Annotated in this window: 24 protein-coding genes and 1 pseudogene; 16 read left to right on the top strand and 9 right to left on the bottom strand. The window is 69.4% G+C overall.

The features are described from left to right. The first annotated feature begins 44 nt into the window (after positions 1-44). On the top strand, positions 45-1085 hold the full coding sequence (locus tag B0F77_RS13550; protein ID WP_086663230.1) for an NAD-dependent epimerase/dehydratase family protein: 1041 nt from the start codon (positions 45-47) through the stop codon (positions 1083-1085). On the opposite strand, the gene B0F77_RS13545 is transcribed toward B0F77_RS13550, so the two are convergent. After that, on the bottom strand, positions 1072-2238 hold the full coding sequence (locus tag B0F77_RS13545) for a hypothetical protein (protein ID WP_086663229.1): 1167 nt from the start codon (positions 2236-2238) through the stop codon (positions 1072-1074). The genes B0F77_RS13550 and B0F77_RS13545 overlap by 14 nt on opposite strands. Before the next feature lie 121 nt (positions 2239-2359). On the opposite strand from B0F77_RS13545, the gene B0F77_RS13540 reads away from it, so the two are divergent. The 4 genes from B0F77_RS13540 to B0F77_RS13525 all read left to right on the top strand — a co-directional run bounded on the left by B0F77_RS13540 (position 2360) and on the right by B0F77_RS13525 (position 5655). After that, on the top strand, positions 2360-2998 hold the full coding sequence (locus B0F77_RS13540) for a glycosyltransferase family 2 protein (protein ID WP_086663228.1): 639 nt from the start codon (positions 2360-2362) through the stop codon (positions 2996-2998). Beyond that, positions 2995-3630, top strand: coding sequence for a TIGR04282 family arsenosugar biosynthesis glycosyltransferase (locus tag B0F77_RS13535; RefSeq protein ID WP_086663227.1), 636 nt, complete (start codon positions 2995-2997; stop codon positions 3628-3630). Before B0F77_RS13540 ends, B0F77_RS13535 begins: the two co-directional genes overlap by 4 nt. 382 nt (positions 3631-4012) lie before the next feature. Beyond that, positions 4013-4612, top strand: coding sequence for a class I SAM-dependent methyltransferase (locus B0F77_RS13530; protein WP_086663226.1), 600 nt, complete (start codon positions 4013-4015; stop codon positions 4610-4612). After that, positions 4609-5655 (top strand): molybdopterin-dependent oxidoreductase, encoded by a 1047-nt coding sequence (locus tag B0F77_RS13525; protein ID WP_245848079.1) that lies wholly within the window; start codon positions 4609-4611, stop codon positions 5653-5655. Before B0F77_RS13530 ends, B0F77_RS13525 begins: the two co-directional genes overlap by 4 nt. 326 nt (positions 5656-5981) lie before the next feature. Here B0F77_RS13525 and B0F77_RS13520 read toward each other — a convergent pair whose 3' ends face one another. Then, positions 5982-6797, bottom strand: a complete 816-nt coding sequence (locus tag B0F77_RS13520; RefSeq protein ID WP_086663225.1) for a hypothetical protein — start codon at positions 6795-6797, stop codon at positions 5982-5984. Continuing rightward, positions 6797-7657 carry an ABC transporter ATP-binding protein gene (locus B0F77_RS47845; protein ID WP_211293773.1) on the bottom strand — a complete coding sequence of 287 codons (861 nt, stop codon included), beginning with the start codon at positions 7655-7657 and terminating at the stop codon, positions 6797-6799. Before B0F77_RS47845 ends, B0F77_RS13520 begins: the two co-directional genes overlap by 1 nt. A 99-nt stretch (positions 7658-7756) precedes the next feature. Here B0F77_RS47845 and B0F77_RS48995 point away from each other — a divergent pair, with 99 nt between their 5' ends. The 7 genes and pseudogenes from B0F77_RS48995 (at position 7757) to B0F77_RS13490 (ending at position 11469) form a co-directional block, all read left to right on the top strand. Continuing rightward, on the top strand, positions 7757-8821 hold the full coding sequence (locus B0F77_RS48995) for a sensor histidine kinase (RefSeq protein ID WP_211293772.1): 1065 nt from the start codon (positions 7757-7759) through the stop codon (positions 8819-8821). Then, positions 8818-9462, top strand: a complete 645-nt coding sequence (locus tag B0F77_RS13510; protein ID WP_086663223.1) for a response regulator — start codon at positions 8818-8820, stop codon at positions 9460-9462. The genes B0F77_RS48995 and B0F77_RS13510 overlap by 4 nt, the downstream gene beginning before the upstream one ends. Positions 9463-9529: 67 nt before the next feature. Continuing rightward, complete coding sequence (locus B0F77_RS13505) at positions 9530-9760, top strand: hypothetical protein (RefSeq protein WP_086663222.1); 231 nt, start codon at positions 9530-9532, stop codon at positions 9758-9760. Beyond that, positions 9757-10311 carry a DUF6879 family protein gene (locus B0F77_RS13500; RefSeq protein ID WP_342746796.1) on the top strand — a complete coding sequence of 185 codons (555 nt, stop codon included), beginning with the start codon at positions 9757-9759 and terminating at the stop codon, positions 10309-10311. Before B0F77_RS13505 ends, B0F77_RS13500 begins: the two co-directional genes overlap by 4 nt. Further along, positions 10268-10495: pseudogene (locus B0F77_RS50845) on the top strand (helix-turn-helix domain-containing protein); the annotation flags it as partial. The gene B0F77_RS13500 and the pseudogene B0F77_RS50845, both read left to right, overlap by 44 nt. Positions 10496-10579: 84 nt before the next feature. Continuing rightward, on the top strand, positions 10580-11170 hold the full coding sequence (locus tag B0F77_RS13495) for a DUF5753 domain-containing protein (RefSeq protein ID WP_425435656.1): 591 nt from the start codon (positions 10580-10582) through the stop codon (positions 11168-11170). 62 nt (positions 11171-11232) lie between these two features. Beyond that, complete coding sequence (locus tag B0F77_RS13490) at positions 11233-11469, top strand: AMED_5909 family protein (RefSeq protein WP_086663220.1); 237 nt, start codon at positions 11233-11235, stop codon at positions 11467-11469. Here B0F77_RS13490 and B0F77_RS13485 read toward each other — a convergent pair. Further along, the gene (locus B0F77_RS13485) at positions 11455-12075 is read right to left on the bottom strand and encodes a DJ-1/PfpI family protein (RefSeq protein WP_086663219.1); all 621 of its coding nucleotides are present in this window, start codon (positions 12073-12075) and stop codon (positions 11455-11457) included. The two genes, B0F77_RS13490 and B0F77_RS13485, sit on opposite strands and share 15 nt — an antisense overlap. Then, on the bottom strand, positions 12075-13028 hold the full coding sequence (locus tag B0F77_RS13480; protein ID WP_245848071.1) for a GlxA family transcriptional regulator: 954 nt from the start codon (positions 13026-13028) through the stop codon (positions 12075-12077). The genes B0F77_RS13485 and B0F77_RS13480 overlap by 1 nt, the downstream gene beginning before the upstream one ends. A 90-nt stretch (positions 13029-13118) precedes the next feature. Between B0F77_RS13480 and B0F77_RS13475 the strand changes: the two genes are divergently transcribed. Further along, positions 13119-14123, top strand: a complete 1005-nt coding sequence (locus B0F77_RS13475) for a GDSL-type esterase/lipase family protein (RefSeq protein ID WP_086663217.1) — start codon at positions 13119-13121, stop codon at positions 14121-14123. Here B0F77_RS13475 and B0F77_RS13470 read toward each other — a convergent pair. From B0F77_RS13470 to B0F77_RS13455, 4 genes are all read right to left on the bottom strand, one after another. Continuing rightward, entirely contained in the window at positions 14107-14994 is an 888-nt protein-coding gene (locus tag B0F77_RS13470) for a carboxylesterase family protein (RefSeq protein WP_086663216.1), read from the bottom strand. The two genes, B0F77_RS13475 and B0F77_RS13470, sit on opposite strands and share 17 nt — an antisense overlap. Positions 14995-15069: 75 nt before the next feature. After that, complete coding sequence (locus B0F77_RS48990) at positions 15070-17493, bottom strand: hypothetical protein (RefSeq protein WP_211293771.1); 2424 nt, start codon at positions 17491-17493, stop codon at positions 15070-15072. Between the two features lie 119 nt (positions 17494-17612). Next, a complete protein-coding gene (locus tag B0F77_RS13460; protein WP_086663215.1) occupies positions 17613-18281 on the bottom strand; it encodes a hypothetical protein in 669 nt (222 codons plus the stop codon). Between the two features lies 1 nt (position 18282). Beyond that, positions 18283-18654, bottom strand: coding sequence for a YchJ family protein (locus tag B0F77_RS13455; RefSeq protein WP_086663214.1), 372 nt, complete (start codon positions 18652-18654; stop codon positions 18283-18285). A 96-nt stretch (positions 18655-18750) separates the two neighbouring features. Between B0F77_RS13455 and B0F77_RS13450 the strand changes: the two genes are divergently transcribed. The 3 genes from B0F77_RS13450 to B0F77_RS13440 all read left to right on the top strand — a co-directional run bounded on the left by B0F77_RS13450 (position 18751) and on the right by B0F77_RS13440 (position 21568). After that, on the top strand, positions 18751-19302 hold the full coding sequence (locus B0F77_RS13450) for a DivIVA domain-containing protein (protein WP_086663213.1): 552 nt from the start codon (positions 18751-18753) through the stop codon (positions 19300-19302). Between the two features lie 248 nt (positions 19303-19550). Continuing rightward, positions 19551-20315, top strand: coding sequence for an MHYT domain-containing protein (locus B0F77_RS13445; RefSeq protein WP_086663212.1), 765 nt, complete (start codon positions 19551-19553; stop codon positions 20313-20315). Between the two features lie 344 nt (positions 20316-20659). Then, positions 20660-21568: a sporulation protein gene (locus tag B0F77_RS13440; protein WP_086663211.1), complete on the top strand. Its 909-nt coding sequence runs from the start codon at positions 20660-20662 to the stop codon at positions 21566-21568. Positions 21569-21594 lie beyond the last annotated feature (26 nt).

The raw sequence follows: 21594 nt of genomic DNA, 5'->3' as shown, positions 1-21594 counted from the left end.
CTCCTGAGGGCGCTGACGGTGCTGTGCGGTCCTACGGTCGGTGCATGCGAGTACTGATCACCGGCGGGGCAGGGTTCATCGGATCGCACGTCGCGGACGAGCTGGCCGCACAGGGCCACGAGTGCGTCCTGCTCGACGCGCTGCTGCCCGAAGCACATGGTGCCGCTCCCCTGCTGGACCACGAACTCGTGGTCGGAGACGTCAACTCTCCCGAAGTCCTGCAGCCTCTGTTGTCCACTGTGGACGCGGTATGTCACCAGGCCGCGATGGTCGGCCACGGCGTGGATCCGTTCGACGCGCCCTCCTACGCGCGCCACAACGACCTCGGCACGGCGGTGTTGCTGGCCGAGATGTACCGGGCCGGCGTGTCCCGGCTGGTGCTGGCGTCCTCGATGGTCGTGTACGGCGAGGGGCGCTACCGCTGCCTGTCGCACGGAATCGTGCGCGCCGAACGGTCCGCGGATGATGTGGCACGTGGCGTGTACGAACCTCGCTGCTTCTGCGGCGACTTCGTCGTGTCCGAGCTGGTACCCGAGGACGCTCCGCTGGAGCCGCGCAGCACCTACGCCGCGACGAAGCTGGCGCAGGAGCACCTCGCGGTGGCGTGGGCGCGGCAGACCGGCGGCAGTGTGTGGGCGTTGCGGTACCACAACGTCTACGGCCCGCGGATGCCGCGCGACACCCCGTACGCCGGTGTCGCGTCGATCTTCCGGTCGGCGCTGCAGAACGGTGTCGCTCCTCGGGTGATGGAGGACGGGCGGCAGCGGCGCGACTTCGTGCACGTCACCGACGTGGCGCGAGCCAACGTGCTGGCGTTGTCGTCACCGCGGCCCGGCTTCGAGGCGGTGAACGTGTGCTCCGGCACGCCGCACACGATCGGCGAGCTGGCATTCGCGCTGGCCGAGGCGTGCGACGGCCCGACACCCGCGATCGTGGGCGGGGCACGTCCCGGCGATGTGCGGCACGTGGTCGCGTCGCCCGCGAAGGCGTTGGACGTGCTGGGTTTCGAGGCTCAGGTCGGGTTCACCGAGGGCGTGCGGGAGTTCGCGTTCGCCGAACAGCGGGAACCGGTCACCAGTTCGTGAGCACGAGGTGGTTCACCGCCAGTGCCGTGACGGCCTGCGCGGTGAGCCACCTCTTCTGGTGGTCCAGCTTGGCCGTGCCCGCCATGAGCCAGATCGCGAACGGCAGCCAGATCCGTTCGGTCTCGGCCTTGCTCAGCCCGGACAGATCGGCCGCCAGGATCGCGACGGCCGCTCCGATCACCCACTTGTCCCTGCGCAGACCCTTGATCGCGGCCGGGCCGATCACCAGCGCGAGCGCCGCGAGATTCGCCCACACCCAGTACCAGTACGGACGGGTGTCGCCGATGCCCTGGTAGTAGCGGATTTTGACGAGCTCGTAGCCGTCGAGCCACCAGAAGCCTGCCAGCGCGAACGCACCCACCACGGCCAGCGCGCCCGCGATCGCCCAGACGGCCTTCCTGCCGACGGCGATGAGGGCGAGCGGGGCGAGCAGGACCAGGCCGTACGACAGGAACAGGCACCAGCCCAGCACGACGCCGCCCAGCAACGGCCACCTGGTGAGCAGGTAGATCCCGACCGCGGCGACGCCCATGAACATGCCGTCCGCCGACGCCCCGACCCACACGGCGCCGGGGAACAGCACCAGGAACGGCAGCACCGCGTTGTTCTTGATGGTCAGTGGGACGGCGATGACCGCGAGCGACCCGACCAGGACGCAGAAGATCGACGCGGCCGCTCCCCCGCCGAGCCCGACGCGGTCCAGCGCGACGAACGTGAGCAGCGCGCCCGGTGGGTGCCCGGAGACGTGCGTGGTCCACGAATCAGGCTGGAAGTCGGGGATGCGCGCGGCGAACCCGCGGAGCATGGCCGGGATGTCGGTGACCTGGGGAACCTCGTGCAGGTACTCGTCCTCGGTCGTCAGCCTGGTGACGAACCGGCCCCAGCCGTCGATCATCGCCAGGCTGAAGGTGAAGGTGACCGAGGCCGCGTAGGCGATCGGCAACGCGAACCGGTGCTGCGCGAGCTCCGGTCCCTTGGCGATGACGAGGAACGCGATCAGGACGGCCGCGGGTGTGCCCGGACCGATGTGCGGCTGCCAGTCGCCGAAAAGTGGCGCCGCCGCGGCGAAGATGACGTTGGGGTCGTGGGCGTTGACGACGAGCCCGACGATGATGGCGGCAGCGACGAGCAGACCGGCGATGACTAGACGCACCGCGCCCAACTTAGGGGGTCGCGCGGATGTCCGCTGACCACGCAAGACAACCGTAAGAACTCTTTCGTGCGTAACAATTCCTTAAGCACCACAAGACTTTCCAATGGTCCAGGGTGGACGCATGGATGTCGTGTTGCCCTGCCTGGACGAGGCCGCCGCACTGCCGGCCGTGCTCGCCACCCTGCCTGCCGGATGCCGCGCGATAGTCGTGGACAACGGCTCGACCGACGGCTCCCCCGCGATCGCCGAGGCGCACGGAGCATTGGTCGTGCACGAGCCCCGCCGCGGCTACGGCGCCGCCGTGCACACCGGCCTTCTGGCCGCTACTTCGGACCTGGTCGCTTTCTCCGATGCCGACGGCTCGCTGGCTCTCGCCGAACTGCCCGCCATGGCCGACCTGCTCGCTGACGCCGACCTGGTGGTGGGCCGCCGGGTGCCGGTCTCGTCCGGTGTCTGGCCATGGCACGCGCGAGCCGGCAACGCCGTGATCTCCAGCCTGTTGCGCCGCCGCGGCCTGAACGTGCACGACATCGCGCCGCTGCGGGTGTGCCGCCGCGAAGCCCTGCTGGCCCTGGACGTGCGGGACCGCGCGTTCGGCTACCCGCTCGAACTGCTGGTGCGCGCGGCGTCGGCGGGCTGGCGCGTGCGCGAGGTGGACGTGACCTACGGCCCCCGTGCGGCCGGGACGCGCTCCAAGGTCTCGGGCTCGGTGCGCGGCACGCTGCGGGCGGCGCGGGACATGGCGGGAGTGCTGCGATGAGGTTCTGCCTGCTGATCATGGCCAAGTCCCCCGTGCCTGGCCAGGTGAAGACCCGGCTGTGCCCGCCTCTGACGGCCGAGGAAGCCGCGGACGTGGCAGCGGCGTCGCTGCTCGACACCCTGGAAGCCGCGTTGTCGACGCCCGGTGCGGTGCCCGTGGTGGCGCTGGCCGGGGTGGTGGGCCGTGAGGACGTGCGGGACGCCCTGGCGGAGTGCGTGGTGATCCCGCAGCGGGGCCGGACGTTCGCCGAACGCCTGGTGCACGCGCACGCCGACATCGCGCGGTTCGGGATGCCGGTGCTGCAGATCGGCATGGACACCCCGCAGGTGACGCCCTCGCTGCTGGAGTCCTGCGCGGAGTTCGAGGAGGCCGCGCTGGGGTTCGCGCTCGACGGTGGCTGGTGGGCTCTCGGACTGCGCGATCCGCTGCGGGCTGAGGTGCTGCGGGACGTGCCGATGTCACGCGCGGACACTGGGGCGCGGACGCTCGACGCGCTGCAGGGCTTGAAGGTGCGGACGCTGCCGATGCTGTCCGATGTGGACACCATGGTGGACGCCCGCGCGGTGGCCACCTTGGTGCCGCACAGCCGGTTCGCCACCACGCTCGCCGACGTCGCGGCGGTGGCCCGATGACAGATGGCATCGGCAAGGACTCTGTCGGCGAGTCACGCTCGACCCTGAGCTGGAGCCGCGATTGTCCAGTATGTCCGAGTGTGCCCGCCGTACTGAGGTTGATGAAGGGAGCTTTCATCAACCTGAGGTTTGGGAAAGCTCCCTTCATCAACGTCCAGAGTGGACAGATCGGGCGCCGTCGGGATTCGTTGACAAAGTCCTGCAAGTACCACCAACTCAACATCAACAGGCACTTCTCCACCAACAGGCCGCTTCGGCCTCGCCGGCGCGCCACCGGTTCGGCGGGCATCGAACAAGTTGGGTGTAGTTGGCGGCGATTCGATCAACAGTTGGTGGTACTTGCAAACGCCGGCCAGCACCCCGGCAGCCAGGCGGTGGCCTGATGATGTTCGACCAAGCCCTCAAAGGCACCCCCAGCTGGCTCGACCTTCCCGGCGCCACGCCGCGCGAGCTGTCCGTCGCCCGCTGGCAGGCCGACGCCGCCGGCGGGGACTCCGTCCTCCTCGACGCCTGCACCGGCCCCACCCTGGACGTCGGCTGCGGACCCGGACGCCTGGTCGCCGCCCTGCTGGCCCGCAACGTCCAGGCCCTCGGCGTCGACGTCTCCCCGGAAGCCGTTCGCCGCACCACCGCGCGCGGCGGCGTCGCCATCCGCCGCGACGTGTTCGACCTGCTCCCAGGCGAAGGACGCTGGCACCACATGCTGCTCGCCGACGGCAACATCGGCATCGGCGGTGACCCGGCCGCACTCCTGCGCCGTGCCCACCAGATCCTCCGTCCCAGCGGAACCGTCGTCGTCGAGGTCGAGCAGCCGGGTTCCGGACTGACGATCGGTCAGGCACGGGTGCGGACCGAAGGCACCAAGGGCCAGTGGTTCCCGTGGGCCTGGAGCGACGCCGAGTCCCTCGAAACCGCCGGGTTCTTCCTGCTCTGGCAACAAGAACGCGCCGGTCGCTGGTTCGCCTGCTGGGAGCGGTTGTGAGGCAACCGGCGTTCAAGGCACCCGCCCACCACACCGGAGTGACCAGCCGGGTCGGCACGTGGCTCGGCATCACGTTCGGGCTGTGCTTCGTCACCGGGCTGCTCAGCCACGGCGTGCAGCACGACTGGCCGTGGCCGACCCGGCCGGTCGACCTCTACCGGGTCACCCAGGGGGTGCACGTGATCTCCGGGGTCGCGTCGATCCCGTTGCTGCTGGCCAAGTTGTGGAGCGTCTACCCGAAGCTGTTCGAACGGCCGCTCGTCCGGAACGTGCCGCACGCGCTGGAACGCGGCTCGATCTTCGTGCTGATCGCGGCGTCGTTCTTCGAACTGGTGACCGGGCTGTTCAACGCGGCGCAGAACTACCCGTGGTCGTTCTACTTCCCCACCGCCCACTACGCCGTCGCGTGGATCGTGGCAGGGTCGCTCCTGATCCACATCGCGGTGAAGATCCCGGTCATCCGGCGCACCCTCGAACCGGCGTCCGAAGAACGAACCATCCTGTCCCGCAGAGCTTTCCTGCGCACCACCGCGCTGACCACAGGTGTGGCGGTCGTCGCCACGGCAGGCGTCACGGTTCCGTGGCTGCGCAACATCTCGGCGCTGGCCTGGCGATCACCAGGCGCACTCCCGGTGAACCGCACGGCGAAAGCCGCGAACATCGTGGTGCCGCGTGACTGGCGCCTGAAAGTCGGACCGAAGAGCTACTCGCTGGCGGAGCTCCAGGCCATGCCGCAGACCACCGTCGAACTGCCGATCGCGTGCGTCGAGGGCTGGAGCCAGAACGCGACCTGGACCGGCGTCAGAATCGCCGACCTGGTGCCGCAGAAGGGCGACATCAGGGTCGAGTCGCTGGAGAAGGACGGGCTCTACCGCGCGACCACGCTGCCCGAGGCGTTCGCTCAAGACCAGCTCACGTTGCTGGCACTCGAACTCGACGGCGAGGAGCTCAGCCTCGACCACGGCTATCCCTGCCGGCTCATCGCCCCGAACCGCCCAGGTGTCCTGCAGACGAAGTGGGTCACGTCGTTGGAGGTCCAGTGAGAATCCTGCTCGGCATCGCAGGCGCAGGACTGGCCGCGTGGGGTGCGTGGTTGCTGCTCCCCCAGATCACCGTCGAACTGCTGGCCTGGCTCGGCGGCGGCGTGGTCCTGCACGACTTCCTCGTCGCACCACTTGTCGGAGCGTCCGGCCTGATCGTCAAACGCGCGTCCATCGGCATCGGGCTGGTCACCACGGGAATCGTCGCCATCCTCGCGGTTCCGTTGCTGTGGCGGCAATACGGCGGCCCGGTCAACCCAGGACTGCACGACCGCGACTACCCCACCGGAGTCGCGGTCGTGCTGGGCCTGATCTGGGCGAGCGTCGCCCTATACGAGGTCGCGGCGCACCTTCAGCAGCGTCGCCGCGCCCAGGAAGAACACCACGTACCCGACGAGGAACAGCGCCGCGGTGGTGCCGCCGAGGTCGTTCAGCACGCCGGGAGCACCCGATCCGCCGACGGCACCGGCGAGGTTGCCGGCCGAACCGCCGGGCAGGATCTCGGTCAGCGACTCGACCGGTCCGAGCAGGGATCCCACACCCCGCAACAGGTTCTCCGTGACGATGGCCCACATCAGCCCGAGCCCGACGGAGAGCGCCGGCCCCTTGGTGACCACGCCGAGGAACACCCCGAACCCCGTCCACATGGCGGCGATCAGCAGTGACGCGCCCAGCGGTTTCAACGCCGCGGTACCCGGCAGACTCCAGTCCCAGCCCTCCAGGGACGCCACCGTGACGGCCGCTCCCAGGTCGACCACGAACGTCAGCGCCACCAGGACGCCCACGATGACGGCCAGCGCCCCCACCGTGCCGGCCATCGCCGAGATCCGCCGCGGCCCGGCGGTCAGCGTCGTCTTCCAGGTGCCCCAGCCATAACCGCTGCCGACCGCCAGCGCGGCCAGCACCAGGACGATCGCGCCGCCGAACATCGGCAGCCCGCGCACGACCGCCGCGCCCACGTTCTCCGGCTGCATCGCACTGATCAGCTGCTGCTGCGAGAGGTCACGCGTGTTGGTGCCGCCGTTCAGCGCGAGGTAGTTGAACAGGTAGCCGAACGTCAGTGACATCACCAGCCAGACGCCGATCAGCACCCACGTCGCCGGCCACTTCCAGAGCCGCAGCAGCTCCGCCTTGACGCTGCCCATCACGCCACTCCCGTCATCTCGAAGAAGACCTCTTCCAACGTCCGGCGCAGCGGCCGCACTTCCTGCACGTCCACGTCGGCGTGAACCAGCGTGCGGATCAGCGCGCCGGGGTCGTCCCGGTGCACGTGCAGCACGTCGCCGCGCAGTTCGCTGCCCTCGATGAGCACGTGCGCCTTCTCGATCGGATCCGCCTTGATCAGCAGCACGGTGTCGCCCCGCAGCTGCTCGACGGTGCTCTCGGCGACCAGCTTGCCCTGAGAGATCACGCCGACCCGGTCGCAGATCTCCTCGACCTCACCGAGCAGGTGGCTCGACAGCAGCACGGTCTGCCCCTGCGCCGCCAGCGCCCGCACCAGGTCACGCATGTCGGCCATGCCCGCCGGGTCGAGGCCGTTGGTCGGCTCGTCCAGGATCAGCAGCTCCGGCTGGCCGAGCAGGGCCGCGGCCACTCCGAGCCGTTGCTTCATGCCGAGCGAGTACCGGCGGAACTTCTCCCCCGCCGCACCCACCAGGTCGACCTGTTCCAGCGCGGCCTCGACGTGCGTCCGGTCGACTCCCCTGCGGTGAGCGTGCACACGCAGGTTGTCGCGGCCGGAGAGGTACGGGTAGAAACCCGGCCCCTCGATCAGCGACCCGATCTTGAGCAACGCCCTGGGGGTGCCCGGTGCCTCACCGAGGACCCGGGCCGAGCCGCTGGTGGGCTGCACGAGCCCCAGCAGCATGCGGATCGTGGTCGTCTTGCCCGCGCCGTTCGGACCGAGGAACCCGTAGACCTCGCCCCGCCGCACGGACAGACTGACCTCGTCCACCACGGCGCGGTCGCCGTAGCGCTTCGTCAGCTTCTCCGTCGTCACGATCATGGGACCAATCGTGTGCCGCGGAACCGATCGGGTCGTCCGCTCCGGAGCGTCATGAAGATACGCACATCTGCGTACGTCCCCGGTCGTATCGTCTGCGACATGGAGTTCGGTCTGGGCAGGATCAAATGGCAGGACGTGGCGCTGACCGCGGCGCTGCTGTTCTTCGGACTCGCCGGGACGCGGTTCGCCGCACGCCTGCAGGGCGGGGCACCCCTCGACGTCCTCGCCTACGTGCTCATCACGGTGGCGGCCACGGGCCTGCTGTTCCGCTCGGTCCGTCCGCTGTGGACGGTGGGGATCACGACCGTCCCGATCGTGGTCTACCTGGCTTTCGGTTACCCGTTCGGCCCGATCCTGATGAGCGGCGTCGCGGCGATGTACGCGGTGGCCGTGTACGCGCGCATCGAACTGGCGGCCGCATGCGCCCTGCTGTACGCACTGGCGATCCTGCCGTGGTGGAACGACACGGTGACGTCGTGGATCACCTGGTCGGCGGGGTGGATCCTGCTGCCCGGCGCGGCAGGCGTGCTGATGCGGTTGCGGCGACGGTCCGTTGTGGACGTTCGCGAGCGCGCGGTGATCTCCGAACGACTCCGGCTCGCCCAGGAGGTCCACGACGTCGTCGGACATGGGTTGAGCGTGATCGCCATGCAGGCCGGCGTCGCGCTGTACGTGCTCGACAAGGACCCGGCGAAGGCCCGCGCCTCACTGGAGGCGATCCGCGACACGTCCAAGGAGGCCCTCGACGGCCTGCGGTCCGAACTGGACACTCTGCGGGGCTCGGCTCCTTTGACACCAACGATCACGCTCGCCGACATCCCGGCACTGGCGGCGCGGATGCGCGAGGCAGGACTCGACGTGACGGTCGACGTGGACGAAGTGGAACTGCCGGACAACTACCAGCTGGCGGTGTACCGGATCGTGCAGGAGTCGCTGACCAACGTCCTGCGCCACTCCTCCCCCGGCGTCACCGCGTCCGTTCGCGTCTACGTGGTGCGTGACGAGCTCGTCGTGCACGTGACCGACACCGGCACGCCGAGCACGTTCACCGAGGGCCACGGCATCACCGGCATGCGCTCACGGGCCGAGGCGCTGGGCGGCACGCTCGAGGTCGACGGATCGCCCGGCTTCGCGGTGATCGCCCGGATACCGTTGCCCGCATGATTCGCGTGGTGGTGGCCGACGACCAGCCGCTGGTCCGGATGGGACTGCGGACGTTGATCGAGACCGAGGACGGCGTCCAGTTCGCCGGCGAGGCCGCCGACGGCCGCGAGGCGCTGTCGCTGATCCAGTCGGTGAAACCGGACGTGGTCTTCCTGGACATCCGCATGCCGCTGATGGACGGCCTGGAGGTGTTGCGCCGCGTCTCCGCCGACCCCGCGTGCGCCGACGTGAAGATCGTCATGCTCACGACCTTCGATCTCGACGAGTACGTGTTCGAGGCGCTGCGAACGGGCGCCTCCGGGTTCCTCGTGAAGGACTCCGACCCGACCGACCTGCTGCGCGCCGTGCACGTGGTGGCCGACGGCGGTTCGCTGCTCTCGCCGTCCGTGACGCGCCGCGTGATCGACCGGTTCGCGTCCGGTGCGTCGGCCAGGCCCGTGCCGCACCTGGACAAGCTGACCGAACGGGAGCGGGAGATCATGCGGCACGTCGCGTCCGGCGCGTCCAACGACGAGATCGCGGCTCGGTTGGTGATCTCGCCCGCGACCGTGCGCACGCACGTGTCGCGGGCGATGGTGAAGCTCGGGGCGCGGGACCGGGCCCAGCTCGTCGTGTTCGCCGTCCAGTCCGGGCTCACCTGACCGGGTCATTGACCGTTCGTTGCCAAACCTGCCATCGTTTCTAGCAAGTTCTAGAAACGGAGACACCATGCAGGTCACCTTCCTGGGCAAAGATCCGGAGTCCGAGCACGACGGTTCGCCCACGCTGTTCGCCACCGATCGCACCGATCGCCGGACTTACATCGCTCAAGGCTGGGTCGTGACGGATCCGGAGGCGCTCGCGACAGTCGGTCCACTACCGGCAGGCGAGGCGATCATCGAGATCCCGGAGGACGTGCTGCGCTTCTACCAGCGCAATGATCAGGGAGAGGCACGCTGACCACCATCTACGACTATCCGAGCCCTCATTTCGACGAGCTCTTCAAGTCCTTCGAGCACACGGCCTACCGGCTCGAAACGCGTGATCGCTACAACGCCAAGGGCGAACGAGTGGCCGAGTTCCTGGCCGGCGATCTCGACGCGGAAGACATCAGGGAAGGGTGGTGGCTGCCGAATGTCCGGGCGGCGACCGCTGCCGGGCGGAGGTTCGAACGCGTCCGCGTGGTGAGCATGCCTCCGACCGACTACAGCCGCTACGGTCTGTTCACCTCGCGGCACAACATCGACGCAGGCGAAGACATCCGGTATCTCGTGCGCACGGAGGCCCATGAGCTGGGACTGCCCAACCACGACTACTGGCTGTTCGATTCTCGAAAACTGGCACGGCTGCATTTCGACGACTCCGACGATCATCTGGTGACCGTCGAGATCATCGAGGACGACCACGAGCAGATCGTCCAAGCCAACTACTGGCGTGACGTTGCGTGGCATCACGCGGTGAAGAGAGGTGATTTCGTCGCGGGACACGCCATCAGGGGCGTCGGCGACTAGCGTCCACGAAGCGCGCGTAGCGCTGGGAAAGCGACTCCGTGAGTTGCGCCGCCAGGCGAACCTGAGCGGCAAGCAACTGGCGGAGTCGTTGGCGTGGCCACCATCGAAGGTCTCCAAACTCGAGAACGGCCATCAAACTCCCACCGACGACGACGTCCGCAATTGGACGCGCGCAACGAAGAGCCAGGGCGAAACCGAGGCACTCCTCGCCTCGCTGCACACACTTGAGACGCAGCATGCGGACTGGCAACGCCTTCTCCGCGCAGGCATGCAGTCACATCAGCGCACGATTCTCCAGCAGGACGCCAAGTACCACTTCTACCGAGTGTTCCAGCCGTCTGCGGTTCCTGGCATCATGCAGACACCCGAATACGCGAAGGTGCAACTCCGCCGCAGCGAGCCACTGTTCGGGCCGCGCGATGACGTTGACGCGGCAGTCCAGATCCGCATGCGACGTCAGCAACTTCTGTACGAGCAGGATCGCCGCTTCCACATCATCCTCACCGAAGCCGTGCTGCGATACCGCATGAGCGAGCCGGAGGTGATGCTCGCGCAACTGGACCGCTTGATTGCACTGGCAACGCTGCCCAACGTGAAGTTCGGCGTCATCGCGTTCGAAACACCGTATGCCGCGGCGGCGCCTCAACACGGGTTCTGGCTGCTGGACTCCGATCACGTCCGGGTCGAGACGTTCTCCGCCGAGCTCAACCTCGCTCAACCCCAGGAGATCGACCACTACGGCAAGGTCTTCGAGTCGCTGGCCGGAATCGCCAGCTACGGCCGCGCGGCGCGCCAGATCATCATGCGCGTCATCGACGACCTTTCCGCAGAAGTCGAGGAAGATCCTCCGACCGGGTAGTCCGCGAGAAATTGCGAGAAACCGGCTGGCCTCAAACCAGCCGGTCCTCGTACAACAGGCTCATGACGTGGAAGACCGCCGACGAAGCGCAGACCCTCATGCAGGCACACGAGGCGCTGAGCCGCCTGATGCCACGTCCGAACGCGAGCAGGCGGACCTGGGCGGAGTACCACCGCCGCAGCGCCGCCGTCTACGCGCGGGTCGCCGAGGTCGATCGCGGCCACTTCCACGAGACGATGTTCTGGGCCACCCGCGAACGCGAGAAGGCCGACGACATCGAACAGTCAGCTCTGACGTGAGTCGAACGCGGCCTTGAGGCCCTGCGCGATCTCCGGCGGGATCGAGTCGTAGGCGCGCGGCGGCTGCGGGTCGTACTCGATGCCGACCTGCACGGCCTGCGCCACCATCTCCCCGAACTCGGCCTCGACCAGCCGCAACGCCATGTCGATGCCCGCCGACACGCCGGCGCCGCTCACGACCTTGCCGTCGAACACGACCCGGTCCGTGGAGACCTCGACGCCGCGCTCCTCCAGATCGGAACGCGCGGCCCAGTGCGTCGTCGCCTTCGAGACCAGGCCCGCCTCCGCGAGCAGCGTCGACCCGGTGCAGACCGAGGTCGTCCACTTCGTCGTCGGGTGCACCTCCCGCAGCCACTCGACGACGCCGCCGGAGTCCTTCAGCAGCTCGCGCCAGTGCCCGGAGCCCGGCACCACGACGATGTCCGTCGACTTCAGCGACGCGAACGTGTCGGTCGGCACCACCGAAAGGCCGTTGTCGGTCTTCACCGGTTCCAAGGAAGCGGCGACGAACCGCGGCGAGACGATCGGCACGCTGCCGAGCACCTCGTACGGGCCGACGAAGTCCAAAGCGGTCATGTTCGGGTAGAGCACGAACGTGGCTTCCATCAGGCAACCCCAGTTGTCCGGAAACGGGCGCGGTAGCTGCCCGGCGACACGCCGAGCACGCGCAGGAAGGCCCGACGCAGGGTTTCGGCCGAGCCGAACCCCGACTGGCGGGCGACGAGGTCCAACGAGTCACCGGTGCTGGCCAGCCGGTCGGCGGCGGCCTCCACCCGGGCTCGTTCGACGTAGACGGCGGGCGAGACACCCACGCTGCGGGAGAAGACGCGGGCGAAGTGCCGCACGCTCATCATCGCCTTGCGCGCCATGACCGGCACCGTCCACTCACGGGTCGGGTCGGCGTGGATGTCGTCGAGCAACGCGCGCAGCGAGCCGTCCGACACCGGGCGCGCGCGGGTGTGCACGCTGAACTGCGACTGACCGCCCGACCGCTGCAGGAACACGACCAGGTACTGCGCGATCCGGCGGGCCACCGCGGAGCCGTGGTCCTGTTCGACCATGGCCAGCGCGAGGTCGATGCCCGCCGTCACCCCGGCGGACGTGGACACCTGCCCGTCGCAGACGAAGATCGCGTCCGGCTCCACCTCGACGCCCCGGTTCTCCAGCTCACCGGTGAAGGCCCAGTGCGTGGTCGCCTTCTTGCCCTTGAGCAGCCCCGCGCCGGCCAGCACCACGGCCCCGGTGCACACGCCCGCGACCCGCCGCGACTTCAGCGCGAGCCGCCGCAGGTTCGTCGTGAGCATCGGATCGGCCGCGGCCTCGTCGTACCCCCAGCCGCCGACCACGAGCAACGTGTCGATCGGGCGGTCCAGCGTGCAGAGGTCCTCGCTCGCCTCGATCCGCACCCCCGCGGTCGCGGTGAACGGTTCTCCCCCGAGCGACGCGACCGTGACCTGGTATCTCGGTTCGCGGTGGTTCGCTGCCTGGAACACCTCGATCGGTCCCGCCAGATCCAGCAACGCGGTGCGGTCGTAACCGACTACCACTACTTCCCTCAAATTCCCCACACCTCCACTTTCCTCACGACAAGTGGTGGCGGCAACGCCATATCTCCCTCGCATTCGGCCAGCCCCGTAAACTGGTCCGCGATGCGGAGAGTCCTGCCCCTCGCGGCGATCAGCCTGCTCACGATCCTGTTGATCGTGAGCGACCACCCGTTCCCACCGCCCTCCGAACCGGACCGCGAGGCCAGAACCGCCGTCGTGGCGCTGGGCGACAGCACGATGTCCGGTGAGGGCGCCGGCGACTACGAGCCCGGCACCAATGGCGAGGACGGCGGCAACTGGTGTCACCGGTCGCGCGAGGCGTCGATCATGAAGACCGTGTTCGAGGCCGACCAGAAGATCAACCTGGCCTGCTCGGGCGCGAACTCCGACAAGCTGCGCAACGAGCAGCTGCCCAAGCTGCGCCAGATCGCCGGGCAGAACAAGGTCGTCGCCATCGTCGTGGCCATCGGCGCGAACGACGACCCGCACTTCGCCGAGGTCCTCAACAAGTGCTTCGAGGCGTGGGGCAAGCGCAGCGACTGCACGTCGTCGGTCGCGGCGGAGTGGTCCAAACGCGTGCGGCGGATGGTCCCCAAGGTGGAGAACACGCTGCAGGCCATCCGTCAGACCATGCGCGACTCCAGCTACCTCGACTCGTCCTACCAGCTCGTCGTGCAGTCGTACGCGGCGCCGGTGTCACCGAAGATGCCGCGCTCGCTGCAGAACCTGTCCGGCTGCCCGCTGCGCACCAGCGACCTGGAATGGGTCGTCGAGGAGGCCGTGCCGGAACTGTCGAACGGCCTGCGCACCGCCGCGGAGAAGGTCAACGCCCGGTTCCTCGACCTGTCACGGGCCGGCGAGGGCCGCGAGGCGTGCCGGGGCGGGGACGACCTCGACGACGAGTGGTTCACCAGGCTGACCGTCGACTGGGACGGCCTGAAGGACAACAAGCGCTCCTCGCACGCGTTGCAGGAGTCGTTCCACCCCAACGCGCGCGGTCACGAGCAGATCGGCCGGTGCCTCACCGAGTTCCTGGCGGCCGACAAGCGCGACGGGGCGTGCGTGCCACGGCTGGACGGCACGCTCGGCCTCACGACGGAGAGCTGACCCAGCGCTTCAGCTCGGGTCGCGGCCAGCCGGGATCGCCGGTTGCGGCGAACCTGGCCCACGCTCGGGCGATCTCGCCGCGGAACATGTCCGGGACGTCCGCGCCGTGATGCGCCGGGGTTTTGGCGTAGATCGACCGGAACGCGCGCCCGTGCTCGTCCGCCAGTCGTGCGGTCGGCTGCTGGAAGAGTTCGGGATCTTCGTCAGCCGTGTGGCACACCAGCAGATCCACGTCGTACGGGCCTTCCAGCGGTGATCGCGGCAGCGTGTCGCCGTCCACGATCGGCTGGTACAGCACTTCGAGCTCCGCTGCCCGTTGCACTTCGACGGCTTCGTCCGGGGTGAAGAACCGCCCGGCCAGGCTGTGCGCGATCGCTTTGTGGAACAGGCCTTTCGCCTCCGGCATCACCATCAGGCTCGCGACGGTCTGCGCGCCGGACGACTGGCCGGCGACCGTGACGTTGCCCGGATCTCCGCCGTAGCGGGCGATGTTGCGTTGAATCCACCTGAGCGCGGACACGACGTCGCGCAGGCCCCGGTTGTGCGGGAAGCCTTCCAGGGCACCGTATCCGTCGACCGCGAGCCGGTAGTTGCAACTCACGAACACCACGCCGAGGCTCGCCAGCACGTCGCCGGCGTACTCCGGTTGTGCCGACGAGCCAACGGTGTTCGCGCCGCCGTGCACCCACAGGAGCACCGGCGCCGGACCGTCCGTTGTGGACCAGACGTTCAACGTGTGCGCGTCGCCGAACTCGCCGGCCGGCTCGCCGTCGCAGTCCACCGGCGGATGGAAGCGCAGCGGGCCGAACGGTGGCTCCGCGTACCGGATGCCCAGGTACGCGCTCACCGCCCGCCCCTCCTCGGAATCGATCCCGACTCGACCCCCGCCGGGGGGCGCCGAGGCCCCACTCCCATCATCTCAGCCAGGTCTGACAATTCCCGCGCGTCAGGCCTGCACCGACACCTGGTGCGACACCGGCAGCACCCGCAGGTTCGCCGCCGCCCGCTCCAGCTGCGACAGCACGCTCGGCCGCATCCCGGCGATCTCCTGGTCCGCCGCCGCTCCGGCCATCTCCTGCAGCAGCACCTGCTGCGGGTGATCGCCCTCGGCCTCGGCCACCGCCAGCACCCGGAACGGCGTGCCGGGCGCGAAGATCACGCGTTCCTCGGTGGCCACGGCGACGCGGTCCGCCACCTCGACCCGGCGGCCGGAGACCGACCACAGCAGGAACTCGGTGGCGCCCTCGACGCGCTGGGCGGGGTTCGCGACGGCGTCCAGCAGGCCGTGCTCGACCAGGACGTCGCCGCTGCGGAAGCGCCGCGGACCGGTCGGGCCGCTCGCGCCCCACACGGTTGCCACGCCGTAGTGCACCGGCAGGCGGTTCAGGCCCGAGACGATGCACGCGACGTACGGGCGCAGCCGGCCGAGACGGCCCATGCGCAGCGTGTCGACGACCATTTCCTCGTCCTGCGACACGCACGCGAGCAACGCCGTCAGGTCGGTGACCATGGCCTCGAACGCGGTCGGGTCCTCCTCGGCGTCCGGGCGCTGGGAGAGCAGGCGGACGACCGTCGCCGCGTGCACGCCGTAGCGCTCGCCCAGAGCGCGCCGGACCGTGTCACGTTCGGCGTCCGAACTGATGTGGTCCGGCGGCACCGTCTCGCGTTCGCCGCTGCCGTCCGGCGGAGCCTCCCACGAGGCCAGCGGCTGCAGCGGCAGCGGACCGTCGATCCGGAACCGCACCGGAGCGGAGTCCGGGTCGTCCGACGGGAAGGCGGCCTCGTCCGGGTCGTCCAGCGCGTGCGACGCCACACTCGGCTCGATGCCCGCGTAGGCGGGCCGCTCCGGTTCGGGCTCGGCCGGGATGACGGGGGTGAAGAAACCCGTGCCGTGGTCCTGCGGGTCGCGCGTCGACATCGCGTGCGCGGCCGCGCTCAGCGCCGACGCGATCTGCGCGGAGCCGCCGGTGAGCGAGTCGGTCACGGAGGGAACCGGCGTGGTCGGGGGCGGAGGCGGCGGGGGCGGCGACACCGTGGCGTCGCAGAACACGAGACGCAGCAGCTTGCGCACCTCGGGTTCGAGACGTTCCACGAGAGCGGCACCGTGCACCGCGACCGCACCGGGCGTGGTGCGCCCAGGCGTGCCAACGGTCAGACGTGCCCACTCCGGGTCAACGGGCTGAGAACGCACCTCAGCCGCGTTGTACGGCTCCTCCTGCTCACGCACCCACAGACCGGAGGGCACGACCTCGAGCACAACGCCCTCGCCGAGCGAGAAGACGCCCGGCTCGACCTCGGAGAGGCCCTGCACCGGGGTGCGGTAGCCGGAGACGACCGGAACGGTCTCGTTCGGCGTGCACGTGACCTCGGTCACGAACGGCCGCCACGTCTGCTGCCCGCGCGGGTCGACCGCGATCACCGCGGGGCCGCCGGTGCGCAGGTTGCCGACCGGGAGTCCGGTGAACATCGCGATCGGCTCGCCGACCTGGTCCGCGACCAGCTGGCCGAGACCGGTGTCGATGCCGTACGGGACGAGCCGCACGCGTGACCGGGCCGCCTGGGGCAGCGCGGTCAGCAGGCGGACGACCTCTTCGGTCGGGATCGACGACTGGCCGGGCCCGCCGACGACGACGGTCAGCACGTTGTCGCGGCACGGCAGCGCCACGATCGGCCGCGAGTCCTGGGCGGACGGGTCGAACGGCGGCTGCTGCGCGCGCAGCCACAGCCCGGACGGAATGGGTTCGGAGATGCCGATCTCGCCCGTCGGCCACGGCGAGTTCGGGTCCATCGCCTCCCACTGCGGCACCGGGAAGCGGCGGCCGAACGGCATCGGTGACGCGTTCGGCTGGAACCGCAGCCAGCTGCCGTAGCCCTGGGTGCCCACGACGAACGCGGCGCCCGGCACGGTGGTCAGGACCCCGTCCGGGGCCACGACCTCGGCCTGGAGCTGTTCAGCGAGCCACTGCGCGGGCGCGGTGGGGCGCATCGTGCCCGCGTGCGACACCGCGAGCCGGATGGGCCCGCGGCCGCTGAGCGCGGACACGACGTGCGGCCAGAAAGTGCTCTGGTCGCCGCTCGGGAAGTCGACCACGACCACGGTCCGGCCGCGGTCGACCGGGAGCGTTCGCGCGAGTCCCGAAGCCGCCTGGCTGGGGCCCTCAGGTGCGGAAACAACGAGCGTCGCCCCAACGAAGCTCGCCGCGAACGGCGTGCGCTGGGGTAGTGGCTCCGGCGGCGACACCGCTGCCGGGGGCTGCTCGACGGGGTACAGATCCATGTCGACGACGGGGCTCGCGTACTGCTCCGAAACCTGAGCCGCGGTCTGGGTCTGTGTTTGCTGGTCGCCATGGGCGGCGGCACGTCGGCCCATCAAGCGCCTGATCACCTCCGTGCCATCCCGTTCACTCGCCCTTTCGGCTTAACCGGGCAACGGGGGTGCACGCTATCAAGACGCGGAGCACTCTTGTCACCCAGTCGGGTTATTTGATCTCATCCGATCGATACCCACACGGCCCGCGCTCGTCCGCACACACCGTGAGGGCTGATGATTGCCGACGCGGAGTACGCCTTGCGTCCATCGCGCCCAAGTTCCCACGCAAGGAGCACGTGGTCCACACCCAGTTCCACCGGGTGCTCCAGCTGGGCGACGAAGGTGCCGAGAACGAACGCGGGGCCGCCGTCCGGGGCGACGGGCTGCGCCGACGGGCAGTCCAGCGCCGCCCAGACGATCTCCGGCAGCACCGCGGTCCCGTCGTTCGGCAGCAGGTCAGTGGGCCTCCAGACGCCTGCCCACTCGCTGCGCCCGTCCAGCGGGCCGAGCAGCGCCGCGATGCCGTCCTCCCGGCCGGGCCCGCAGCCGAAACACGTCGGGAACGGGTGCCGGTCGCGCCACGGCACCTTAGCGGCGGCCCTGCGGGCCTCGTCGAGCGTCGGAGCGGCCGGCACGTCCAGGTCGAGCGTGGCGGGCTCGGCGGACGCGATCACGGTCTCACCGTCGAACAGCTGCCCGTCGCGGACCTCCATCTCGCGGTCCAGCGGCACGGGCTTGCGCAACCGGACACTGACGGCCTTCGAATCGACGTGCGCGGCGAGCAGACCGGCCGAGTAGCCGCCGTTGCCCATCCCGGGCGGACCGTTGAACCGGCTCAGGACCCGCATGTCACTCCGCCTCCGCTTCGGCGTAAACCCACTGCCCGTTCTCCCGGACGAACCTGCTCCGCTCGTGCACGACGCCGCCGACGTAGTGCGCGCGGAACTCCACGACACCCTCGTTGTGGAACATTCCGCCGTTCTCAGTTGCCAGTATTTCGAGCTTCAACCAGCGGTCCGTCGCGTCGATGCCCGCGCTCGAAGGGCGGTGTTTCGCGGCCCACGTGCGCAACAGGTAGTCCTCATCGGCCATCGCGAAAGCGCTGTAACGCGAGCGCATCAGCTGTTCGGCGGTGGCCGCGGTGCGGGCCCCGGAGTGCAGCGCACCACAACAGTCCACATAGGACTGACCGGTACCACAGGGGCACAGTTTGTTGTTCACGCACACATCATGCCTGGTGAACCCGTTAGAACCGATGCCGCACCCCGTACGTACACCTTGTCAGGACTGACTCGCGGGAGGCAGAGGAGACGGCAAGTGAGTGTCGAGAGCAGGACAGAGCTCGTACCGCTCCGCACGTGGTTCGGACTGCGTTGGCGCGGCTACGACCGCGACGAAGTGGACGACTACGTCGCCGAGCTGGAAGCCGAGCTGCGCCTCGTGATCGCCGACCGGGATGCCTCAGAAGCCCGCGCCGACGCCCTGGCCAGCAGGTTGATGACGGCCCAGGAGGAGAACGCGGCACTGCAGGACGGACTGCACCGCATCTGCCTGACCCCGATCGACCCGAAGGGCCTGCCCGAACGGCTGGCCCGCATGGTCGCCCTGGCCGAGGAGGAGCGCCGTGACGTCGTCCGGGACGCACAGCTCAAGGCGTTGATGATCGTCGGAGAGGCCGAGCAACGCGCCAGGAAGCTCGACGAGGAGGCCGCGGTCAAACGCGAGGAAATTCGCGAGGACTTCCGGCTCGCCATGTCGGCGCGCCGAGCAGAAGCCATGCGAGCCCTCGCGGAACTGCGCAACGTGGCCCTCGACGAGGCCGAGCGCATCATCGCGGAAGCGAAGGTGGACAGCGCCAGGGTCGACTGACACGTCCACCCGACAGGTCGAGCGGCTGGACCGGGACCCCCGAAGAGTCCCGGTCCGGCTCGCGTCGCGCCTCAGAGCGCAGAAGAATTGGGCACGGAAAGAATTTCTATGCGCAGCAACGAATCCGGACTCGCGACACATGCGACCGTCCTATCGCCGCTGATCCACGCCATCTGGCCGGATCTTGTCGCCCATCGACCGTCCACAGTGGTCTTGATTAGATAGATGTGAAATGTTTTCATCCAGCTATGGACCTGGGGACTTTCACACCGATCACGGCTTATCTCGTTGCCTGTCTGGGATCCGCGCTCGGCCTGCTGTCGAGTGAGCGCGCGCGGAACGCGGCAGGCGCGTCACGAAAATGGTGGCTGGCGGTGGCCGCGGTGTCGATCGGCGGCCTCGGCATCTGGGCGATGCACTTCACCGCGATGCTCGGCACGTGGATGGGCGCGACCGTCGCCTACGACATCCCCGTCACGTTGCTGAGCATGATCGTCGCCATCGTGGTCGTCGGCATCGGCCTGGTGCTGGCCCTGCGGCAACGCGACGAGCGGCTCTGGCCACTCGCGGCGGGCGGTCTGGTCACCGGTCTCGGCGTCGCCGCGATGCACTACACCGGCATGGCCGCGATCGAGATCAGTGCCGATGTCAGCTACAACCCCGGCATCGTGGGGCTGTCCGTGGTGATCGCCGTGGTGGCCGCGACCGCCGCGCTGTGGTTCACGAGGAAGGTCACCGGCCCGCTCGCCGTCCTGGGCGCCTCCCTGGTGATGGGACTGGCCGTCACCGGCATGCACTACACCGGCATGTCCGCCATGAGCATGGCCCACGACCACACCGCCAGGGTCGTCATCAGCAACTCCGAGGATCTGATCACGTCCCTGATCATCGGCGGCGCCGGCTTCAGCGTGCTCATCGTCTTCCTGCTCGCCCTCACCTCCTCGGACGAGGAAGGCCGCGAGGAAGCCGAACTGCTCGCCCGGGTCGTGCGCCGCACGGAATCGGGCCGCTGACCGCACCCGCGTGACTCCAACAGCGGGCGCGGGACTGGCGCCTGCTCGCGGCGACGGTGCTCGCCCTGGTTCTTTCTCCACTGTGGACGATCATCGCGTTGCTGGTGATCCTGCGATCGGCGGCAGCCTCGCCCGGCGTGCCGGGGGCCGCGCAGAACGAGATCAACCAGCTCGCACATGGCGTTCTGCCGACGTTCTCGTACATCTCCCGACGTACTCCAGCCACTCGGCGGGGGTAGCTCCAGCCAGGTGGCGGGTTGTTCCGGACGCCTGGCGGCTGGGAGACAGGGGCACGCCCCACGAGACTCTGTCCTGATCGCACATCTGCCGGCGGAAGGAGCCCCATGTTCAAGCGGATGCTGAGCGTCTTCGGCATCGGTGGCCCGTCCGTCGACACCGTGCTGGACTCACCTCACGCCGTGCCCGGACTGGTGCTCACCGGCCAGGTGCACGTCCAGGGCGGCAGCGCGGACGCCGAGATCGGCCAGGTCGTGCTGTCCCTCGTCGCGCGCACCGGCACCGAGCACGGCGGCACCGGCGAGGCCCTGGAGCTCCAGCGGCTGGTCGTGCAGCGGGACGTGTGGGTGGCCGCCGGCCGGCTGGTCTCGATCCCCTTCCAGCTGCGCCTGCCGTGGGAGACGCCGATCACCGCGGTCGGCGGCACGGCACTGCCCGGGATCAGCGTGGACGTGCGGACCGAACTGGTGATCGCGGGCGCACCGGACAAAGGCGACCTCGACCCCGTACTGGTCCATCCGCTGCCGTCACAGGACAAGGTGCTGGACGCGTTCGGCCGGCTCGGGTTCACCTTCCGCGGCACGGACGTCGAGACCGGGCGCCTGCCAGGGGTCCCGCACGAGCTCGACTGGCACCAGGAGCTCGCGTTCTTCCCGCCCGCCCGGTTGGCGGGCGAGGTCTACCAGGTCGGACTGACCTTCGTGGCGAAGCCCGAGGAGCTGCACGTGGTCCTGCAGGCCGGTGAACGGCACAGCACGTTCTCCCCGGCCGGTGACATCGGCCATCTCCGGCTCTCCCACGAGGAAGCGCAGGTCACCGACTGGGCCGCGGCGATCAGCGGCTGGCTCGCGCAGATCGCCGAGCGCCGGCCCGGTTCGCACCACCACGACGACCACGAGGGCGGGCGGCGCGGGCCGGGCATGGGCGGCATGCTCGCCGCCGGCGCGGCCGGGGTGGCCGGCGGCCTGGTGCTCGGGCAGGTCGCCGACGAGTTCCTCGGCGACGACGAGGACTGACCGCCCATCACGAACCCGCGCGGCAG

The organism is Lentzea kentuckyensis (genome assembly GCF_002150765.1).
Classification (GTDB): Bacteria; Actinomycetota; Actinomycetes; order Mycobacteriales; family Pseudonocardiaceae; genus Lentzea; species Lentzea kentuckyensis.
The sequence above is the reverse complement of the archived record's forward strand: the minus strand, read 5'-3'. Positions and strand labels throughout refer to the sequence as shown.

What these genes read in the sequence shown, in the direction of transcription:
- B0F77_RS13550 (WP_086663230.1), top strand. Translation starts at nt 45, where the DNA reads ATGCGAGTACTGATCACCGGCGGGGCAGGGTTCATCGGATCGCACGTC.
- B0F77_RS13540 (WP_086663228.1), top strand. Translation starts at nt 2,360, where the DNA reads ATGGATGTCGTGTTGCCCTGCCTGGACGAGGCCGCCGCACTGCCGGCC.
- B0F77_RS13535 (WP_086663227.1), top strand. Translation starts at nt 2,995, where the DNA reads ATGAGGTTCTGCCTGCTGATCATGGCCAAGTCCCCCGTGCCTGGCCAG.
- B0F77_RS13530 (WP_086663226.1), top strand. Translation starts at nt 4,013, where the DNA reads ATGATGTTCGACCAAGCCCTCAAAGGCACCCCCAGCTGGCTCGACCTT.
- B0F77_RS13520 (WP_086663225.1), bottom strand. Translation starts at nt 6,797, where the DNA reads ATGGGCAGCGTCAAGGCGGAGCTGCTGCGGCTCTGGAAGTGGCCGGCG.
- B0F77_RS47845 (WP_211293773.1), bottom strand. Translation starts at nt 7,657, where the DNA reads ATGATCGTGACGACGGAGAAGCTGACGAAGCGCTACGGCGACCGCGCC.
- B0F77_RS48995 (WP_211293772.1), top strand. Translation starts at nt 7,757, where the DNA reads ATGGAGTTCGGTCTGGGCAGGATCAAATGGCAGGACGTGGCGCTGACC.
- B0F77_RS13510 (WP_086663223.1), top strand. Translation starts at nt 8,818, where the DNA reads ATGATTCGCGTGGTGGTGGCCGACGACCAGCCGCTGGTCCGGATGGGA.
- B0F77_RS13505 (WP_086663222.1), top strand. Translation starts at nt 9,530, where the DNA reads ATGCAGGTCACCTTCCTGGGCAAAGATCCGGAGTCCGAGCACGACGGT.
- B0F77_RS13495 (WP_425435656.1), top strand. Translation starts at nt 10,580, where the DNA reads ATGCAGTCACATCAGCGCACGATTCTCCAGCAGGACGCCAAGTACCAC.
- B0F77_RS13490 (WP_086663220.1), top strand. Translation starts at nt 11,233, where the DNA reads ATGACGTGGAAGACCGCCGACGAAGCGCAGACCCTCATGCAGGCACAC.
- B0F77_RS13485 (WP_086663219.1), bottom strand. Translation starts at nt 12,075, where the DNA reads ATGGAAGCCACGTTCGTGCTCTACCCGAACATGACCGCTTTGGACTTC.
- B0F77_RS13475 (WP_086663217.1), top strand. Translation starts at nt 13,119, where the DNA reads ATGCGGAGAGTCCTGCCCCTCGCGGCGATCAGCCTGCTCACGATCCTG.
- B0F77_RS48990 (WP_211293771.1), bottom strand. Translation starts at nt 17,493, where the DNA reads ATGGGCCGACGTGCCGCCGCCCATGGCGACCAGCAAACACAGACCCAG.
- B0F77_RS13460 (WP_086663215.1), bottom strand. Translation starts at nt 18,281, where the DNA reads ATGCGGGTCCTGAGCCGGTTCAACGGTCCGCCCGGGATGGGCAACGGC.
- B0F77_RS13445 (WP_086663212.1), top strand. Translation starts at nt 19,551, where the DNA reads ATGGACCTGGGGACTTTCACACCGATCACGGCTTATCTCGTTGCCTGT.
- B0F77_RS13440 (WP_086663211.1), top strand. Translation starts at nt 20,660, where the DNA reads ATGTTCAAGCGGATGCTGAGCGTCTTCGGCATCGGTGGCCCGTCCGTC.